The 17,487-nt window shown below is 62.7% G+C and carries 14 protein-coding genes and 1 pseudogene; 5 read left to right on the forward strand and 10 right to left on the reverse strand.

The window, feature by feature from the left end; translation table 11 throughout:
• The first annotated feature begins 22 nt into the window (after positions 1-22).
• Complete coding sequence (locus AOT96_RS35830) at positions 23-349, forward strand: VOC family protein (RefSeq protein WP_230691664.1); 327 nt, start codon at positions 23-25, stop codon at positions 347-349.
• Here AOT96_RS35830 and AOT96_RS27575 read toward each other — a convergent pair.
• From AOT96_RS27575 to AOT96_RS27590, 4 genes and pseudogenes are all read right to left on the reverse strand, one after another.
• Positions 348-737, reverse strand: a pseudogene (locus AOT96_RS27575) (arsenate reductase ArsC); the annotation flags it as partial. The gene AOT96_RS35830 and the pseudogene AOT96_RS27575 sit on opposite strands and share 2 nt — an antisense overlap.
• A complete protein-coding gene (gene arsB / locus AOT96_RS27580) occupies positions 734-1,837 on the reverse strand; it encodes an ACR3 family arsenite efflux transporter (protein ID WP_065352575.1) in 1,104 nt (367 codons plus the stop codon). The pseudogene AOT96_RS27575 and the gene arsB, both read right to left, overlap by 4 nt.
• Positions 1,834-2,220: an ArsR/SmtB family transcription factor gene (locus tag AOT96_RS27585; RefSeq protein WP_030537016.1), complete on the reverse strand. Its 387-nt coding sequence runs from the start codon at positions 2,218-2,220 to the stop codon at positions 1,834-1,836. Before AOT96_RS27585 ends, arsB begins: the two co-directional genes overlap by 4 nt.
• A gap of 64 nt (positions 2,221-2,284) precedes the next feature.
• Positions 2,285-3,169: a helix-turn-helix domain-containing GNAT family N-acetyltransferase gene (locus AOT96_RS27590; RefSeq protein ID WP_065352576.1), complete on the reverse strand. Its 885-nt coding sequence runs from the start codon at positions 3,167-3,169 to the stop codon at positions 2,285-2,287.
• A gap of 96 nt (positions 3,170-3,265) precedes the next feature.
• Between AOT96_RS27590 and AOT96_RS27595 the strand changes: the two genes are divergently transcribed.
• Both AOT96_RS27595 and treZ read left to right on the forward strand, forming a co-directional pair.
• Positions 3,266-4,627, forward strand: coding sequence for an NAD(P)-binding domain-containing protein (locus tag AOT96_RS27595; protein WP_065352577.1), 1,362 nt, complete (start codon positions 3,266-3,268; stop codon positions 4,625-4,627).
• Positions 4,628-4,696: 69 nt separating this feature from the next.
• Entirely contained in the window at positions 4,697-6,418 is a 1,722-nt protein-coding gene (gene treZ, locus AOT96_RS27600) for a malto-oligosyltrehalose trehalohydrolase (protein ID WP_065352578.1), read from the forward strand.
• A 21-nt stretch (positions 6,419-6,439) separates the two neighbouring features.
• Here treZ and AOT96_RS27605 read toward each other — a convergent pair whose 3' ends face one another.
• Positions 6,440-7,984, reverse strand: a complete 1,545-nt coding sequence (locus AOT96_RS27605; protein WP_065352579.1) for an MFS transporter — start codon at positions 7,982-7,984, stop codon at positions 6,440-6,442.
• 128 nt (positions 7,985-8,112) lie between these two features.
• Between AOT96_RS27605 and AOT96_RS27610 the strand changes: the two genes are divergently transcribed.
• Positions 8,113-8,634, forward strand: coding sequence for a TetR/AcrR family transcriptional regulator (locus AOT96_RS27610; RefSeq protein WP_007733148.1), 522 nt, complete (start codon positions 8,113-8,115; stop codon positions 8,632-8,634).
• A 13-nt stretch (positions 8,635-8,647) separates the two neighbouring features.
• Here AOT96_RS27610 and ilvA read toward each other — a convergent pair whose 3' ends face one another.
• From ilvA to AOT96_RS27625, 3 genes are all read right to left on the reverse strand, one after another.
• Positions 8,648-10,003 (reverse strand): threonine ammonia-lyase IlvA, encoded by a 1,356-nt coding sequence (ilvA, locus tag AOT96_RS27615; protein WP_007733150.1) that lies wholly within the window; start codon positions 10,001-10,003, stop codon positions 8,648-8,650.
• A gap of 78 nt (positions 10,004-10,081) precedes the next feature.
• Positions 10,082-11,857, reverse strand: a complete 1,776-nt coding sequence (locus tag AOT96_RS27620) for a pyruvate dehydrogenase (RefSeq protein ID WP_020969844.1) — start codon at positions 11,855-11,857, stop codon at positions 10,082-10,084.
• Between the two features lie 97 nt (positions 11,858-11,954).
• Complete coding sequence (locus tag AOT96_RS27625) at positions 11,955-12,389, reverse strand: nitroreductase family deazaflavin-dependent oxidoreductase (RefSeq protein WP_003941666.1); 435 nt, start codon at positions 12,387-12,389, stop codon at positions 11,955-11,957.
• Positions 12,390-12,575: 186 nt separating this feature from the next.
• Here AOT96_RS27625 and AOT96_RS27630 point away from each other — a divergent pair, with 186 nt between their 5' ends.
• A complete protein-coding gene (locus tag AOT96_RS27630) occupies positions 12,576-12,809 on the forward strand; it encodes a hypothetical protein (protein ID WP_003941759.1) in 234 nt (77 codons plus the stop codon).
• A gap of 92 nt (positions 12,810-12,901) precedes the next feature.
• On the opposite strand, the gene dnaE is transcribed toward AOT96_RS27630, so the two are convergent.
• Together dnaE and rarD are read right to left on the reverse strand one after the other, a co-directional pair.
• On the reverse strand, positions 12,902-16,438 hold the full coding sequence (gene dnaE / locus AOT96_RS27635) for a DNA polymerase III subunit alpha (protein ID WP_065352580.1): 3,537 nt from the start codon (positions 16,436-16,438) through the stop codon (positions 12,902-12,904).
• A 99-nt stretch (positions 16,439-16,537) separates the two neighbouring features.
• The gene (gene rarD / locus AOT96_RS27640) at positions 16,538-17,476 is read right to left on the reverse strand and encodes an EamA family transporter RarD (RefSeq protein WP_064113284.1); all 939 of its coding nucleotides are present in this window, start codon (positions 17,474-17,476) and stop codon (positions 16,538-16,540) included.
• Positions 17,477-17,487: the final 11 nt, after the last annotated feature.

Genomic DNA, 17,487 nt, shown 5'->3' on the forward strand with positions numbered 1-17,487 from the left:
CCTTGCGGAATTCTGGCGAAATATGCTGGGCGGCGAAATCACGTACAACACTGAGAAGTTTGCGACCGTCAGCACAGGCGGTGGCCAGATCACCGCAATCCGCATCGACGAACACCGCCCGAGCACGTGGCCGATGGCTGCAATACCGAAGCAGATTCATCTGGATTTAGTGGTCGATGATCTGGACATCGCACAGGAGCAAGCTGTCAGCCTCGGTGCTCAAATCGGTAGCCGGCAGAACGCGCCGGAGCGTTGCCGGGTTCTACTCGATCCCGCTGGTCATCCGTTCTGTTTGTGTCTGGCGGGTCCGAATCTGTCGCCGTGGTCAATGCCTGGCGAATCTGCGTGAGTTCGTCGATCAGAGCTTGAACGCGCCGCTCGATTTCGTCACGGATCGGGCGAACTGCTTCAAGGCCCTGTCCGGCCGGGTCGTCGAGAACCCAGTCTCGGTAACTCTTGCCGGGGAAGATCGGGCACGTGTCGCCGCAGCCCATGGTGATGACGACATCCGAATCCTGGACGGCGTCGACAGTGAGGATCTTCGGAGACTGCGCTGAGATGTCGATACCGCGCTCTGCCATCGCCTCGACCGCTGCCGAATTGACGGTCTCGGCGGGTGCGGATCCGGCGGAACGGACCTCGATGGCGTCGCCTGCGAGATGGCTCAGGAATCCCGCGGCCATCTGAGATCGACCGGCATTGTGGACGCAGACGAACAACACCGATGGTTTGCTCATGACCTCGCTCTTTCTCGACTGGATGAAACCTCTTCGACTGCAAAGCGTTTGCGTAGTGCAAGGGAGACATAGACCAGCCCGACGAGCACCGGTACCTCGATCAGCGGGCCGACGACACCGGCAAGAGCTTGCCCCGAGGTGGCGCCGTAGGTGGCGATGGCTACCGCGATCGCGAGTTCGAAGTTGTTGCCCGCGGCGGTGAACGCCAGGGTCGTGGTGCGTTCATAGCCCAATCCGATTGCGGCGCCGAGGATGTAGCCTCCGCCCCACATGAGCGCGAAGTACGCGAGCAGGGGCAGCGCGATCCGGACGACATCCCAAGGCTGGGAGGTGATCTGTTCGCCCTGCATCGAGAAGAGCACGACGATGGTGAACAGCAGACCGTAGAGCGCCCAGGGGCTGATCTTGGGGATGAACTTGTTGTCGTACCAGTCGCGGCCTTTGGCGCGTTCGCCGAAGAAGCGGGACAGAAAACCTGCCAGCAGCGGGATACCGAGGAAGATCAGAACGGATTTGGCGATCTGCCAGGGCGAGGTGTCGATGGTGGTCTGTTCGAGGCCGAGCCACCCGGGCAGGACCGAGAGGTAGAACCAACCGAGCACGGCGAACATGATCACCTGGAACACCGAATTGATGGCGACCAGCACCGCGGCGGCTTCGCGGTCTCCGCAGGCCAGGTCGTTCCAGATGATCACCATCGCGATGCAGCGAGCGAGACCGACGATGATCAAACCGGTTCGGTATTCCGGCAGGTCAGGCAGAAACAGCCAGGCGAAGGCGAACATCAGCGCCGGGCCGAGAACCCAGTTCAGGAACAGGGAGCCGGCGAGGAGTTTCTTGTCCCCGGTGACTGTGTCGAGGCGGTCGTAGCGGACCTTCGCCAGGACCGGGTACATCATGATCAGCAGACCGAGGGCGATCGGTAGCGAGATGCCGTCGATCTGCACCTTGTCCAGGGCAGTGTTCACACCGGGGATCCAGCGTCCAACCAGCAGGCCGACGACCATGGCCACGCCGATCCAGACCGCCAGATAGCGGTCGAGGGTGGAGAGTTTTCCGACGACTTCGGGGTGTTCGGTGGTGGCAGCGGTGTTGCTCATGCGGTGACCTCTACGCACGCGTCCGCGACACTCACGCTCGTACCTTCAACCAGTAGAACGGCGGAAAGCTGTTGCAGCGCAGCCGGAATAACCCAGTAGTACACCCAGGTCCCGCGTCGTTCACAATCGAGTAACCCGGCCTGGCGCAACACCTTGAGGTGATGCGAGATAGTCGGCTGAGACAGATCGAACGAGTCGGAGATGTCGCAGACGCAGGCTTCACCACCCTCGTGACTTGCCACCAAGCTGAGCAAGCGGAGACGAACCGGATCGCCGAGGGCCTTGAACATCCGAGACAAGTCGCCGGCCCAATCCTCGGTCAACGGTTCACGAACGAGCGGGGTGCAGCAAGCCTCGGAGTCCGGCAGCTCTTGATTCGACATTCTTCGATATTGACAGATATCGAATCAACGCGCAATCGGGCATCCGGTCAGCCGGATCCCGGACTCATCCCTCGGCGATCGCCGTTCGACGCTCGAGCAGAACAGTGTCGCGCCACACGCCGTCGAGTTCGGCGATCTTCTCGCGAAGGCCGACCGTTCGAAACCCGGCCGAATGATGGAGCGAGATGGAGGCACGGTTCTCCGGGAACATCGACGTCTGCAGAGTCCAGAGTCCGTCGGCGTCGGCGGCCATGACTTGCTTGCGCAACAACGCCTTTCCGACGCCACGACCACGCATGCCGTCCGCAACGTACACGGAGTTCTCGGCAACCCCGCGGTAGCAGTCACGCTCGGAAACCGGACTCAACGCAGCCCATCCGACAACAACACCCCCGATAGTCGCCACCCATCGATGCTGCGGCAGCCACCGTTCGTGGAGATGCTCACGCGAGGGGACCTCAGCGGCAAAGGTGGCATTTCGGGTGTCGATACCCTCGCCGTAAATACGGCGAACCGCATCCCAGTCGTCGTCGATCATGGCCCGGACAGAGACATCGCCGGGCAGATCACTCGGGCAGCACGGACGCGGAGCAAGGACTCCCATCACCACATCCGCCGCCTGCGGCAAGGCAACGCAACACGTCGGACTCATCGCGACGACCGTGCTCGTCCCTTCCCTACGCATGGTCACAAAACCCACATCGGCGAGCTTGCGCAGGTGATGCGACACCGTCGGCTGCCCGATCCCCAACGCCTCGGCGAGCGCTCCGACGGTAATACCACCGACCGCGCTCGCTACCCGGTGAAGCAATCGGACGCGCATCGGCTCGGCAAGGCAGGCGAACCACTGCGCGTAGGTATCGGCATCGCCCTGCGCGAGGACGGAAGAACGGATCTGATCCGGGTCCGAATCGCCGACTCGCACCGTCGGAGTCTGCAGCGAAGTCATCTCTCCACTATATCGACAGCAGTCGATGGTTGCCTACATTGATGATCGTCGATACAGTTCTCCGTAGATCGATAATCGTCGATGAAAGGCACGAAAATGAACCCCCTACCCGTTGTCGTGATCGGGGCCGGCCCGATCGGCCTGGCAGCCGCAGCAGAACTGCGCGAGCGCGGACTCACACCCCTTGTATTCGAGCGCGGAACCACAGCCGGTGCTGCGATCTCCGAGTGGAATCACGTTCGACTGTTCTCCCGGTGGTCCGAACTCGTCTCCCCCGCCGCGCGGCGACTCCTCGACCAGAATGGATGGAGCTCACCCGACGGGCAGACCTATCCGACCGGCCGGCAATGGCGCGAGCTCTACCTCGAACCACTCGCCTCGGCCCTCGCCGACCTGGTCCAGTTCGACACCGAGGTGATCGGCGTCGCTCGACGCGGACGTGACCTGGTCGTCGACGCCGGACGCGACAGCGAACCCCTCTCGATTCACCTGCGGCGCCGGGACGGAACCGAGGATCGGATGTTCGCCCAGGCCATTGTGGATGCGTCCGGCACCTGGGGCACCCCGAACCCGCTCGGTGGTGAAGGTCTTCCTGCACTCGGCGAAGGCGCTGTGGGTACTGCGATCCGGTACCGGGTTCCTGATCTCGACGATCCGGCGGTGCGGGCACAGTTCGCCGGAACGCACACCGTCATCGCAGGTAGTGGCCACTCCGCGCTGACGGCGATCGTTGCGCTGTCAGGGTTGGCGGAGCAGGCTCCGAGCACCCGCATCACCTGGGCGGTCCGCCGAGGAAACATCGGCTCTGCATTCGGAGGCGGCGACGCTGACGAACTGCCCACGCGCGGCGCCCTGGGCTTGCGTGCAAAGAAGGCCGTCGAGGATGGCCTGTTGAGAGTCGTCACCGGCTTCCGCACCGCAGAGGTGACAACTACCCCTTCGGGACAACTCATACTCGCCTCCGATGCGGGTGATCGCATCGAGAACGTGGACAACGTCATAACGCTGACCGGCTTCCGCCCCGATCTGTCCTGGCTCTCGGAAATTCGACTCGGCCTCGACCCGGTCTTACAAGCACCGGTCGAGCTTGCTCCGCTGATCGACCCGAACGTCCACTCGTGCGGCACCGTTTACCCGCATGGCGCGAAGGAGCTTCGCCATCCGGAGCCGGGGGTGTACTTGGCAGGAATGAAAAGCTACGGCCGAGCACCCACCTTCCTGGCGATGACCGGCTACGAGCAGGTTCGCAGCATCGCAGCCGAGCTCGCCGGCGATCACGACGCCGCAGCCCGCGTCGAGCTGATCCTTCCGGAGACCGGAGTCTGCGGCGGCGCAGGTGTTTTCGACGAAGCTGACGCAGACGCAGCTGACACCGGGGAAACCGAAGCCGGATGCTGCGGCGCACCCACTCCGGAACTGATCACGCTATCGGCGCCGTCTGGCAACACCTGCGGATAGAAACAGTCCATGACGACGGATCCAGCCCGCCGGGCTGCCACATCCGACCGAACAAGGCATGCTGATCGTGTGCATACTTTCGAGGTCTGGGCGCCAACGCCGGAATCGGTCCGGGTCGAAGTCGATGGCATCACGCACGACATGGAGCGGACCGACGACGGGTGGTGGCGAGGCGAGGTCGACTGCGACAACGAAGCTCGCTACGGCTTTGTCGTCGACGGTCAAATACTCCCGGATCCGCGGTCACCACGCCAGCCCGAAGGCGTGCACCTTCTCTCCCAACTGCACCAGCTCGACGAGGCGTCCTGGACCGACTCTCAGTGGACCGGACGGCAACTCCCGGGATCGTCGGTCTACGAACTGCACATCGGAACGTTCACCCCCGAAGGAACTTTCGACGCCGCGATCGAGCGTCTCGATCACCTCGTCGACCTCGGTGTCGGGTTCGTCGAGATCATGCCGGTCAACGGTTTCAACGGAACTCACAACTGGGGCTACGACGGTGTGCTCTGGTACACGGTCCACGAGATCTACGGTGGCCCGGACGGGTTACAGCGCTTGGTGAATGCAGCCCACGAACGTGGACTCGGCGTGATCCTGGACGTGGTCTACAACCACCTGGGCCCGTCGGGCAACTACCTCGAAAAGTTCGGCCCCTACATTGCCGATGGCGCGAACACCTGGGGCCGAACGATCAACATCGGAGGCCCGCAGTCGGGCGAGGTTCGCGAATACATCATCGGCAATGCCCTGCGATGGATGCGTGATTTCCACATCGACGGCCTACGCCTCGACGCCGTCCACGCGTTGGTCGATCACACCGGAACGCACATCCTCGAGGAACTCGCCGTCCGAACGGAAACACTGTCGGCCCATCTGGGCCGACCGCTCACGTTGATTGCCGAAAGTGATCTCAACGACGCCACTCTGATCACGCCACGAGCGGCCGGCGGGTTCGGCTTGGACGCGCAGTGGGACGACGACATCCACCACACCATTCATACAGCCGTCTCCGGCGAACGCCAGGGTTATTACGCCGACTTCGGATCCTTGGAATCCCTTGCAAGTACATTGCGGCGCGGGTTCTTCCACGCCGGAACGTATTCCTCGTTCCGTGGGCGGGTTCACGGCCGGCCGATCGACATCACGCATCAGCCCGCCAGCGCTCTGCTCGCATACACGTGCACCCACGACCAGATCGGCAACCGAGCGATCGGCGACCGCCCGAGCGCCTATCTGACGCCAGGACAATTGGCGATCAAGGCAGCACTGGTCCTGCTCTCGCCGTACACGCCGATGCTGTTCATGGGCGAAGAATGGGGAGCCACCACTCCGTTCCAGTTCTTCACCTCGCATCCGGAACGGGAACTCGGCGAGGCCACCGCCAAGGGCCGTAAGGCGGAGTTCGCGGCACACGGCTGGAACAGCGACGACATTCCGGATCCGCAAGATCCACAGACATTTCTGCGATCCAAACTGGACTGGGACGAGCGAACCGACCAGACACACGCTCGCGTCCTGGCGTGCTATCGCGATCTACTTGCCCTGCGCAAGAAGCGAATCGAGATCACCGACCCCTGGCTGGGGCACATGCACGTCGACTACGACGAGGACGACCAGTGGATCACCCTACGCCGCGGCGCATTACAGATCGTGTGCAATCTGGGAACGGACGCGGCCTCGGTCCCGGCCGGCGGAACCCCCATCCTCTGGTGGGATCCGCCGACACAGGACGAGACCGCGTCCGCAACCGTCGTGCCGGGGCACTCGTTCGTCGTACTCGAAAGCTGACTAACTCTCGAGATTCCGGTATTAACGCTTCGCGTTCTCTGGCGTACTCCGCAGCATCCTCAACACCAATGCGGCACTGACGAACAGAACCAAAGCTGTTGCACCGGCAGCAACGTGCATACCGTCGACAAACGCCGCCTTCGCGGAATCGGCAAGCACCGAACCGAGTTCACCAGGTAGGTACGTCGCTTCCTGCAGCGCACCGCCGAGCGTGCCCTGCGCAGCGTGCGCCTGATCTGCTTCGAGCATGGACGTGTCGATTCCCTTGCGGAAGATCGCCATCACCACGCTGCCCAGGATCGCCACGCCGAGCGCGATACCGAGTTCGTACGCAGTCTCCGACACCGCGGACGCAGCGCCGGCACGCTCGGGTTCCACCGAACTGACCACAAGATCCGACGTCAGGGTCAATGCGACACCGACACCTGCACCGGCCAGACCGAAGCCGATCACGAACATCAACGGGCCGCTGTCCACCCCGAGGGCGAGCAGCATCGCAGCACCGATACCGGCAACCGCGAGGCCTGCGCTGAGCACGTGAGACACCGACCACCGGCGAATCAACCAGGCCGCCGCAACCGCGGTGAATGCGCTGAGCAACATACCCGGGAGCATCAGCAGGCCGGCGTCGAGCGCCGAGTTACCGAGCACCAACTGCAGGTACTGCGAGCCGAAGAACAGGACACCGGCCAGCGCGAAGATCGAGAGCAGGTTGGTGATGACGGCGGTGGAAAACGACGCGTTGGCAAACAGCTTCAGATCCAACATCGGATCCTTCAGCATCCGCTGACGACGCACGAACACGTAACCCGCCGCGAGACCAACAAGGCCGATCACCAGCAACGTGATGCTGACACCGTGCACCACGGATTCCTTGACCGCGTACACCAACGGCAACATGGTCGCCATCGACAGACCAGCGCTGATGAGGTCGAATCGACCCGGATTGGGGTCCTTCGACTCCGGGATCAGGATCGGGCCGAGTACAACCAGCGCGATCATGACCGGAATGTTGATCAAGAAGACCGAACCCCACCAGAAGTGCTCGAGCAACCAACCACCGACCAAAGGGCCTGCCGCGGTACCGCCACCGGCCATCGCGCCCCAGACGCCGATCGCCTCGGTGCGCTGACGCGGGTTGACGAAGATCGTGCGGATCAGACCGAGGGTGGCCGGCATCAGCGTTGCACCGGAAATACCCTGCAGCACGCGGGCGGCAATGAGCATCTCGGGACTGACAGCGAGAGCGGCGATGATCGAGGCGAGACCGAAGCCGACTGCGCCGATCAGGAGCAGTTTTCGCCTACCGATCCGGTCGCCGAGCGTACCCATGGTGATGAGCAGACCGGCGAGCACGAACGAATAGACGTCGATGATCCACAGCAACTGCGTGCTGCTCGGTTCGAGGTCGGCGCTGATGAACGGAAGCGCAAGATCGAGCACCGTGCCGTCGACTGCGATGAGCAACACAGCAAAGGCAAGGACTATCAAGCCCGCCCAGTCACGCTTTGTCGCCCGAACCTCGTCGGGATTGATTGCAGACGTGTGATCTGCCGACACTGACATTGCTCCCCTGCGACTTTCTCTGAGTTCTTTCGAAAAGACTTCACTGCACCGTCCAGCCGGTACAGTAGGTCTACGGTAACAGTGAACCGTCCGAGCGGTAAAGTTATTTCCGGGTAGGGTCACATCACATGGCTGCCGACACTCGCGATCGAATTCTCGACGCACTGGAGAAGCTGCTGCTGGTCAGCGGCGTCGCCCAAGTCACGCTCGAAGGCGTTGCCGCCGAAGCCGGGGTTTCCAAGGGCGGACTTCTCTATCACTTCCCCAGCAAGGAAGCACTGCTCGCGGCGATGGTCCGCAGACTCGGAGAACGCTCGGATCAGCAACTCGAAGACGCCGTAGCCGGCGGTACGACGGTCACCGAGTTCTATCTGCAGATCCCCGATGCGAACGAAAGCGAAGAACTCTCACTCTTCCGGTCGATCATCGCGGCACTGCGAACAGTCGACGGACAACACGACGAGATCCAGAAAGCCGTCACCCACGTGATGCGGAGCTGGGACAAGGGCCTTCAGACCGAGATCGCCGACCCTGTGCAGGCCGAGATCATCCGACTCGTCGGCGACGGCCTGTATCTGGCGGCCATGCTCGGGCTCCCCCAGCCGGATCCCGAATTGCATCGACAGGTGGTCGAGCGACTGCGGCCCTGACCGGGGGCGTCCCTTACGTCAGATAGCGGTACGCCGGGCTTCCCGGCTCGAGCCTCTCGGACTGCATCGGCGCGCGCTCCATCCGCTCGAGTAACGCCGCCAACCCGTCGGCGGAACCGAGTTCGATACCCACCAACGCGGCACCCGTCTCGCGATTGTTTCGCTTGACGTACTCGAACAGCGCGATGTCGTCGTCCGGCCCGAGCACGTCCGAGAGGAAGCGACGGAGCGCTCCCGGTTCCTGCGGAAAGTCGACCAGGAAGTAGTGCTTGAGCCCGAGGTGAACGAGCGAACGCTCGAGAATTTCGCCGTAACGGGAGACGTCGTTGTTGCCACCGGAGATCAGGCACACGACGGTCGAACCCGGCTCGAACGTCAAATTCTGAAGTGCCGCAACGGAAAGCGCTCCCGCGGGTTCGGCGATGATGCCCTCGCTCTGATACAGCTCGAGCATCGCCGTGCAGATAGCGCCCTCGTCGATCTGATTGACGACAAACGATCCCGAACCGGACCGTGTCTGAAGTTGACGAGCCACGAGCGGCAACGACGCGTGCGACACCACGGCGGCACCCAGACGTGAGACGACCTCGTAGGGAACATCGCCGATCCTCTTGACCGCTGCTCCGTCGACGAATGGATCGACGTCGGGAAGAGTCACCGGGCCCCCGGCAACAAGAGCGGCCGTCATGGACGCCGCACCGGACGGCTCGATCCCGACGATCGACGTCTTCGGCGACCGTTCGTGCAGGTAGGTCGCGATGCCCGCAATGCAACCGCCGCCGCCGACCGGCACGACGATCGTGTCGAGAGGGGCGTCCAATTGCGTCAGAATCTCCGCTGCGATGGTTCCTTGCCCCGCAGCGGTGCGCACGTCGTCGAACGGGGGAACCATGGTTGCGCCGGTTTCGGCTACGTCCTCGGCGGCCGCAGCAGCGGCGGCGTCATAGGTCTCACCGATCATGAACAGTTCGACAAACGCTCCGCCGTGGGCGCGAATGCGATCACGCTTCTGCTTGGGGGTATTTGCCGGAACGTAGATCCGACCCTTGATCTGCATCGTTCGGCACGCGAAAGCAACACCCTGCGCATGGTTACCGGCACTGGCAGTCACTACGCCGGCACCGCGTTCAGCCTCGTTGAGCTGAGCGATCAGGTTGTAAGCGCCACGAATCTTGTACGAACGAACGCCCTGGAGGTCCTCGCGCTTGAGGTACACGTGTGCCCCGGTCAACGCCGAAAGACGGTCGCTGTACTGCAGAGGTGTCGCCGCAATGACGTGCTGAATTCGCTCGATGGCCGCGTCGATCTCCTGCGCGTCGAGCGCGGGGACGGTGGACTTCGTTACTACGACATCGGGCGAGTTAGACACTCCGCCATTTTCGCACGTCGGGGATCAACCTTCCCACCACCCCGCCCCGCATGGTCTGCGAGGCAGGGTGGCGGTAGGTCAGCCGCGAGGATCCAACTGTGAGGGACGTGGCACGTTCCGCAGATTCGACTTGGCCATCTGTACTGCCTCGCCGACGCCGCCGTTCATCACCATCTTCGACATCGCCAAAGCGAAGCCCTTCATCTGACCACCGGTGATGGTGGGCGGCAACGACAATGCCAGCGGATCGGTCACCAGATCAACCAAGGCCGGACCGTCGTGATCGAGCGCGGCGCGTAGGCCCGCTTCGATATCCGCGGGATTCTCGATTCGGCGCGAAAAGATACCGAGCGCAGCAGCAACCGCCGCGTAGTCGACCGCGGGCACGTCGACCCCGAAATCCGGAAGGCCGTCGACCAGCATCTCGAGCTTGACCATTCCGAGCGTCGAGTTGTTGAACACCACGATCTTGACCGGCAACTTGTACATCGCGACGGTGACCAACTCACCGAGCAGCATCGACAATCCACCGTCGCCCGACACCGAGATGACCTGACGCCCCGGACTCGACCATGCAGCACCCATCGCGTGTGGGAGCGCATTGGACATCGATCCGTGCAGCGCCGAGGAGATGAAGCGTCTCGATCCGTTCGGATTGAGATAGCGCGCCGTCCACACGTTGCACATCCCGGTGTCGGCGGTGAAGATTGCGTCGTCGGCTGCCAGATCGTCCAAGATCGATGCCGCATACTCGGGGTGAATCGGCGTGCGCTGCTTGACCGGATCCGTGTATGCACCAACCACTTTGGTCATCAGAGTGTTGTGCTTGGCGAGCGTGTCCTCCAGGAACCCGCGGTCGGTCTTTCGATCGAGCTGCGGAATCAGTGCGCTCAAGGTGCTCGCGACGTCGCCGTGCACAGCCAGGTCCAGGCTGGTTCGACGCCCCAACCGCTCGGCCGCGATGTCGATCTGAGCAGTGCGAACGTCGTCGGGCAAGAACTGATCGTAGGGAAAGTCCGTACCGATCAGGAGCAGGAGATCGGCGCCGTGGATACCGTCGTGCGCCGCACCGTAACCGAGCAATCCGGTCATCCCGACGTCGTATGGATTGTCGTACTGGATCCATTCCTTGCCACGCAGTGAATGCCCGATGGGAGCGCCGACGGTTTCGGCCAACGCCAGAACCTCCGCGCGCGCATCTCGCACGCCCGCGCCGGCGAAGATCGCAACCTTACGCGAGCCGTTGATCACATCTGCCAACGCCTTGACGTCACCGGCATCCGGAACGACTGTCGGCCTTCGGGTTTCGACGAGCGTCGGCGGGGTGCCTTCTGCCGGACAATCGGCGATGTCCCCGGGAAGCACGATCACCGAGACGCCGTTTCGAGCCACCGAATGCTGAATCGCCGACTGCACCACGCGAGGTGATTGGACTGCCGTGCTGACGAGTTCGGTGTAACTCGAACATTCGATGAAGATCCGCTCGGGATGCGTTTCCTGAAAGTAGCCCATTCCGATCTGGGCGCTGGGGATGTGTGAGGCGATCGCGAGGACCGGCGCGCCCGAACGATGAGCGTCGTACAGGCCGTTGATCAGGTGAAGGTTTCCGGGGCCGCAGGATCCGGCACACACTGCGAGTTTTCCGGTGATCTGGGCATCCGCTGCGGCCGCAAACGCAGCTGCTTCCTCATGCCGGACGTGTATCCAATCGATTCCGCCCTTCTCGGAACCACCGGTGCGACGAACCGCATCGACGATGGGATTGAGACTGTCACCGACAATGCCGTAGATCCGACTGACACCCGCGTCAACGAGCTGCTGAACCAATTGATCTGCAACGGTTTTCGGACTCATCAGACCTCCATGACACACTCCCGGGAGTCGGGATCGCCGACCCCCGGGAGTGACGATTTACTTGTGATTGATGCAGCGCTTCTAGTGGAATGCGGGGTTACTTGGGTTCGAGCACGAACACCGGAATCTCACGATCGGTCTTCGTCTGATAATCGGCGTAGTCGGGGTACGCAGCGACAGCGCGCTCCCACCAGACCGCCTTCTCGTCGCCGGTGACTTCCCGAGCAACCAGGTCGAAGACCTGCGTCGCGTCACGCAGCGTGACGTGCGGGTCGGCTTTGACGTTGTAGTACCAGACCGGATTCTTCGGGGCGCCACCGAGCGAAGCCACAACGGCATACGAACCGTCGTGCTCGACCCGCATCAGCGGCGTCTTCCTGACCTTGCCGGACTTTGCCCCGATGGTCGTGAGAACGACGACGGGCATGCCGTTCATGTCGTTTCCCTCGGTGCCACCGGAGTTCTCGATGCGTGCGACCTGATCGGCGGCCCACGACGCTGGACTGGGTTCGTACTCACCTGTGATTGGCATGTATACCAGTGAACACCCACTCGAGCACCTTGGCCACCGAACCACGCCGACCAGGCCTGTCGCCCGCGCACTCCCCTGGTTGATCGATTAAGTGAGCTGCCGATCAATAAAGTTCGCTTGCCCGAACTCTCATCTCTGGCTACTCTGAAACCACAGCTTCGAACAGCCGTATCGGAAAGGGACGAGATGACCACCGCAGATATCTCCACTCGCGAATCACGCCCCTCCCCCGACTATTGCGTCGATCTGGCCGGAACTCGGTGGCCGCTGTACAAGATCGAAGCTCTCGTGGTCGGGTTCGTGCTGTTCGTCGTCGCCGGTGCCGTCACGCAGTCGATGCAGGTGGCCGTACTGACTGCCGCAACGGCCGCTGTAGTCACGTGGTGGGTACGGCGCGTGCACTACTCACGCACCACCTGATCACCGCACTCCCCCGAACTCCCGCGAACCACGAAGGGACCTTGCTGCATCAGCAGCAAGGTCCCTTCGTTCGGTTCAGGTCCGCTCGGCGGTCAGACCGTCAGGCAACTCGGTCCGAGCAAAGCCTTCAGGTCGCCCATCAGTGCCGAGGACGGTTCGACCCGAAGGACGTCGTCGATCTTCCACAAGCTGATTTCGGTTCCGCCGATCAGTCGGACATGGACATCGGACGTCCCCGGATGCCTGGTCAACACCTGCTTGAGAGCACTGAGCTTGTCCTTGGTGCATTGCCGAAGCGGCAGCGAGACCGACAGCGGACGCGCAACCCCGATCGCCGAAATATCAGGTACCGCAAGGTCGTTGCCGATCAGTGACATCCGATCGTCTCGGATCGAGACGCGAGCCTTGACCAACACAATGGCATCCTCGGCGATGTCCATTCCGTACACGGCGTACGCCTGTGGGAAGAACAGCACCTCGATTCCACCCACGAGATCCTCGAGCTGCACGATGCACCAGGTCAGACCGTTCTTGTTGACCCGGCGGTCCACCGAGGCGATGATGCCGCCGAGAGTTACCTGGGCACCGTCCTGGACGCCGCCTTCCAGTATCGCGGCGATGGACGTGTCGGACTGCTGGCGAAGAATGTGCTCGACGCCGTTGAGCGGGTGACCGGAAACGTACAGCCCCAGCATCTCTCGTTCGAGCGCCAGGCGATGCTTGGAATCCCACTCTTCGTCAGGAATCTTGACGTCGAACACCGAGGTGATCGACTCGTCCGCCTCGGCACCGCCGAAGAGGTCGAACTGTCCGATCGCCTCCGCCTTCTTGGTGCTCATCACGGAATCGATGGCGTCGGCATGAACCAACATCAGGCCCTTGCGCGGATGACCCAACGAGTCGAAAGCACCGGCCTTGATGAGCGATTCGGTGACCTTCTTGTTGCAAGCCATCGCGTCGATCTTGCCGAGATAGTCGGAGAAATCGGTGAACTTCGACTTCTCGGTGCGCGCCTTGATGATCGAGGCGACGACGTTGGCGCCGACGTTACGCACCGACCCCATACCGAAACGGATGTCGTCACCGACGGTCGCGAAGTCGACTCGCGATTCGTTGACGTCCGGTGGGAGAACGGTGATGCCCAACTTGCGGCAGTCTGCGAGGTAGATCGCGGACTTGTCCTTGTCGTCACCGACGGAGGTCAGCAGACCCGCCATGTACTCGGCCGGGTAGTTCGCCTTGAGGTACGCAGTCCAATACGACACGAGTCCGTAGCCGGCGGAGTGCGACTTGTTGAACGCGTAGCCGGCGAAGGGAAGGACCGTGTCCCACAGCGCCTTGATGGCGGCTTCGCTGAAGTTGTTGTCCAACATGCCCTGCCGGAAGCCGGCGTAGGCCTTTTCCAGCTCGGACAGCTTCTTCTTACCCATGGCGCGACGCAGCAAGTCGGCCTGACCCAGGGTATACCCGGCCACCTTCTGCGCCAGTTGCATGATCTGCTCCTGGTAGATGATCAGGCCGTAGGTCTCCGAGAGGATCTCCGCGAGCGGCTCCTCCAATTCGGGGTGAATCGGCTTGACGTCTTCCAAGGCGTTCTTGCGCTTAGCGTACGAGATGTGGGCGTCCACACCCATCGGTCCCGGTCGATACAGCGCCAAGGCGGCGACGATGTCGCCGAATCCGGTGGGCTGCATCAGTTTCAGCAACTCGCGCATACCGCCGCCGTCGAGCTGGAACACACCGAGAGTGTCGCCGCGGGCGAGCAGTTCGTATGTTGCCGCATCGTCCATCGGCAAAGTGTCGAGGTCGAGGTCGATGCCGCGGTTGGCTTTGATGTTCTCGAGCGTGTCGCCGATGACCGTGAGGTTTCGCAGACCGAGGAAGTCCATCTTGAGCAGGCCGATGGCTTCACACGAGGGGTAGTCCCACCCGGTGATGATTGCGCCGTCCTGGGCGCGCTTCCAGACCGGGATTGCGTCGGTGAGCGGTTCGGACGACATGATGACCGCGCAGGCGTGCACACCGGCGTTACGGATCAGCCCCTCCAGACCCACCGCAGTCTTGTAGATCTTCGCGACGTCCGGGCTGGAGTCGATGAGTGCTCGAACCTCGACGGCCTCCTTGTACCGCTCGTGCTTCGGATCGGTGATACCGGAGACAGAGATGTCCTTGGCCATGATGGGCGGCGGGAGTGCCTTGGTGATCTGATCGGCGATGGCGAAGCCCGGCTTGCCGAACTGGACGCGAGCCGAGTCCTTGATGGCAGCCTTGGTCTTGATGGTGCCGAAGGTGATGACCTGGGCGACCTTGTCGTTGCCCCACTTGTCCGTCGCGTAGCGAACCATCTCGCCGCGACGGCGATCATCGAAGTCGATATCGATATCGGGCATGGACACACGCTCGGGGTTGAGGAATCGCTCGAACAGCAACCCGTACGGGATGGGGTCGATGTTGGTGATACCCATCGCGTAGGCCACCAACGAACCGGCAGCCGATCCACGGCCGGGCCCGACACGGATCCCGACGTCCTTGGCGTGGTTGATCAGGTCGCCGACCACGAGGAAGTAGGCCGGGAAGCCCATTTCGTTGATGACGCCGATCTCGTAGTCGGCGCGGGCGAGGTACTCCTGCGGCGGTCCGCTCGGGAAGCGGCGATCGAGTCCGCGCATCACCTCGGCGCGCAGGAAGGTCTGCTGCGTGTGTCCCTCCGGGACCGGGAAGATCGGCATGCGGTCGTGGAACGCCCACACGTCCTCGTACGACTGCACACGCTCGCCGATGGCAACGGTGTTGTCGCATGCCCCCGGTACCTCGTTGTCCCAGATGGCGCGCATCTCGGCAGCGGACTTGAGGTAGTAGCCGTCGCCGTCGAACTTGAAGCGAGTGGGGTCGGAGAGCGTCTTGCCGGTCTGAATGCAGAGCAGCGCCTCGTGATTCTCGGCGGCGTCCTTGGTGACGTAATGGCAGTCGTTGGTGGCAAGTGGCGGAATACCGAGTTGCTTGCCGATGTCGAGCAGACCCTCTCGCACACGGCGCTCGATCGAGAGACCGTGATCCATCAGTTCGAGGAAGAAGTTGTCCGGGCCCCAGATCTCCTGCCACTTCGCGGCAGCTTCGAGAGCCTCGCGATCGTGGCCGAGACGAAGGCGGGTCTGGATCTCACCGGACGGGCAGCCCGTGGTGGCGATGATGCCCTCGGCGTGCGCCGCGATGAGCTCCTCGTCCATGCGAGGCCACTTGCCGAGCTGTCCCTCGATGGACGCGAGAGAAGACAGCTTGAAGAGGTTTCGGAGTCCGGTCGCGTTCTCGGCCACCATCGTCATGTGCGTGTACGCACCGCTACCGGAGACGTCGTCGGACTTCTGGCTTCGATCGCCCCACAGAACTCGCTTTGTGTTGAAGCGGGATTCGGGTGCGATGTACGCCTCGATGCCGATGATCGGCTTGATGCCGGCGCTCTTTGCCTCGTTGTAGAACTGGCTGGCGCCGTACATGTTTCCGTGGTCGGTCATGCCGACTGCGGTCATTTCGAGACGAGCGGCCTCCTCGAACATGGCGCCGACCTTGGCCGCACCGTCGAGCATCGAGTACTCGGTGTGATTGTGAAGATGTACGAACGAGTCAGCCACGTGCGCCTCTCTGAAGGTCTGGGAGCGAGATCGAGTGTATGCCGCGCTGCCGACACGACCGGCGACCGACGTAGCGGAGTCGCCGTGCGCCGCCTCCGGTCACGTGACCGGAACCTCGGGTTCGGCGCTCGACCTCACCGAACGCCGCGAACGTCGACTGGCGACGAAGGTGTCTGTCGTGAAGATCACCAGTGCAGCCCAGATCAGAACGAAGCCGATCCACCGTGACGCCGGCATGTCCTCGTGCATGACGGCCACACCCCACGCCATCTGGAGCGCCGGGGTGAGGTACTGCAGCATGCCCATCGTCGCCAACGGAACTCTCTGAGCGGCGACGCCGAACAGGAGCAGCGGCAGCGCGGTGACCGGGCCGGCGGCAAGCAGCAACAGGCTGTGCCCGGTACCGCTGCTGATGAATGCACCGGCCCCGGTCAGGCCGAGAAACACGAGGTAGCCGACCGCGAACGGTGCGGCAACGACTCCCTCGGCAGTCAAACTGGTTCGAGGATCGAGCGGAACCACCTTCTTGACCAACCCATAGGTGGCAAACGAGCCGGCGAGCAGCAAAGCGACGATCGGAGGTTTCCCGAAGTCGACCGTGATCACCACAACTGCCGTGGCAGCGAGAACGAGCGCGGCGATCTGGGCGGGACGCAGTCGTTCGCGGAAGATCACGACGCCGAGCAGAACGGTGACCAGCGGGTTGATGAAGTACCCGAGAGCCGCCTCCACGACGCGGCCTGACACCACGGCATAGATGTACGTCCCCCAGTTCACGGCGATCGCCGCTGACGCCGCGGTCACCAGCAGCCAGGTGCGTGCGCTGATTCCGCGAAGCGATCCGAGGCGGCCGGCAAAGGCCAACACGATCAGCATCAACAGAAGGGTCCACACCACCCGGTGCGCCAGGATCTCGACCGGATCGGCGAAGTCGAGTAGTCCGAAGAATGCCGGGAACGTTCCCCACAACAGGAACGCCGCCACACCGTAGAGGATCCCCGAGGACGAACCGGACCTAGCGCGTTCGTCCTTGTTCACAGAACCGGAGT

The sequence above is a fragment of the Rhodococcus sp. 008 genome, assembly GCF_001682295.1.
In the GTDB taxonomy this organism is placed as follows: Bacteria; Actinomycetota; Actinomycetes; order Mycobacteriales; family Mycobacteriaceae; genus Rhodococcus_F; species Rhodococcus_F qingshengii.

Coding starts and splice junctions, on each gene's coding strand:
- AOT96_RS27585 (WP_030537016.1), bottom strand. CDS start 2,220: ATGTCGAATCAAGAGCTGCCGGACTCCGAGGCTTGCTGCACCCCGCTC.
- AOT96_RS27630 (WP_003941759.1), top strand. CDS start 12,576: ATGACCACCGCAGATATCTCCACTCGCGAATCACGCCCCTCCCCCGAC.
- AOT96_RS27610 (WP_007733148.1), top strand. CDS start 8,113: ATGGCTGCCGACACTCGCGATCGAATTCTCGACGCACTGGAGAAGCTG.
- AOT96_RS27625 (WP_003941666.1), bottom strand. CDS start 12,389: ATGCCAATCACAGGTGAGTACGAACCCAGTCCAGCGTCGTGGGCCGCC.
- AOT96_RS35830 (WP_230691664.1), top strand. CDS start 23: ATGCTGGGCGGCGAAATCACGTACAACACTGAGAAGTTTGCGACCGTC.
- AOT96_RS27595 (WP_065352577.1), top strand. CDS start 3,266: ATGAACCCCCTACCCGTTGTCGTGATCGGGGCCGGCCCGATCGGCCTG.
- AOT96_RS27605 (WP_065352579.1), bottom strand. CDS start 7,984: ATGTCAGTGTCGGCAGATCACACGTCTGCAATCAATCCCGACGAGGTT.
- arsB (WP_065352575.1), bottom strand. CDS start 1,837: ATGAGCAACACCGCTGCCACCACCGAACACCCCGAAGTCGTCGGAAAA.
- AOT96_RS27620 (WP_020969844.1), bottom strand. CDS start 11,857: ATGAGTCCGAAAACCGTTGCAGATCAATTGGTTCAGCAGCTCGTTGAC.
- AOT96_RS27590 (WP_065352576.1), bottom strand. CDS start 3,169: ATGACTTCGCTGCAGACTCCGACGGTGCGAGTCGGCGATTCGGACCCG.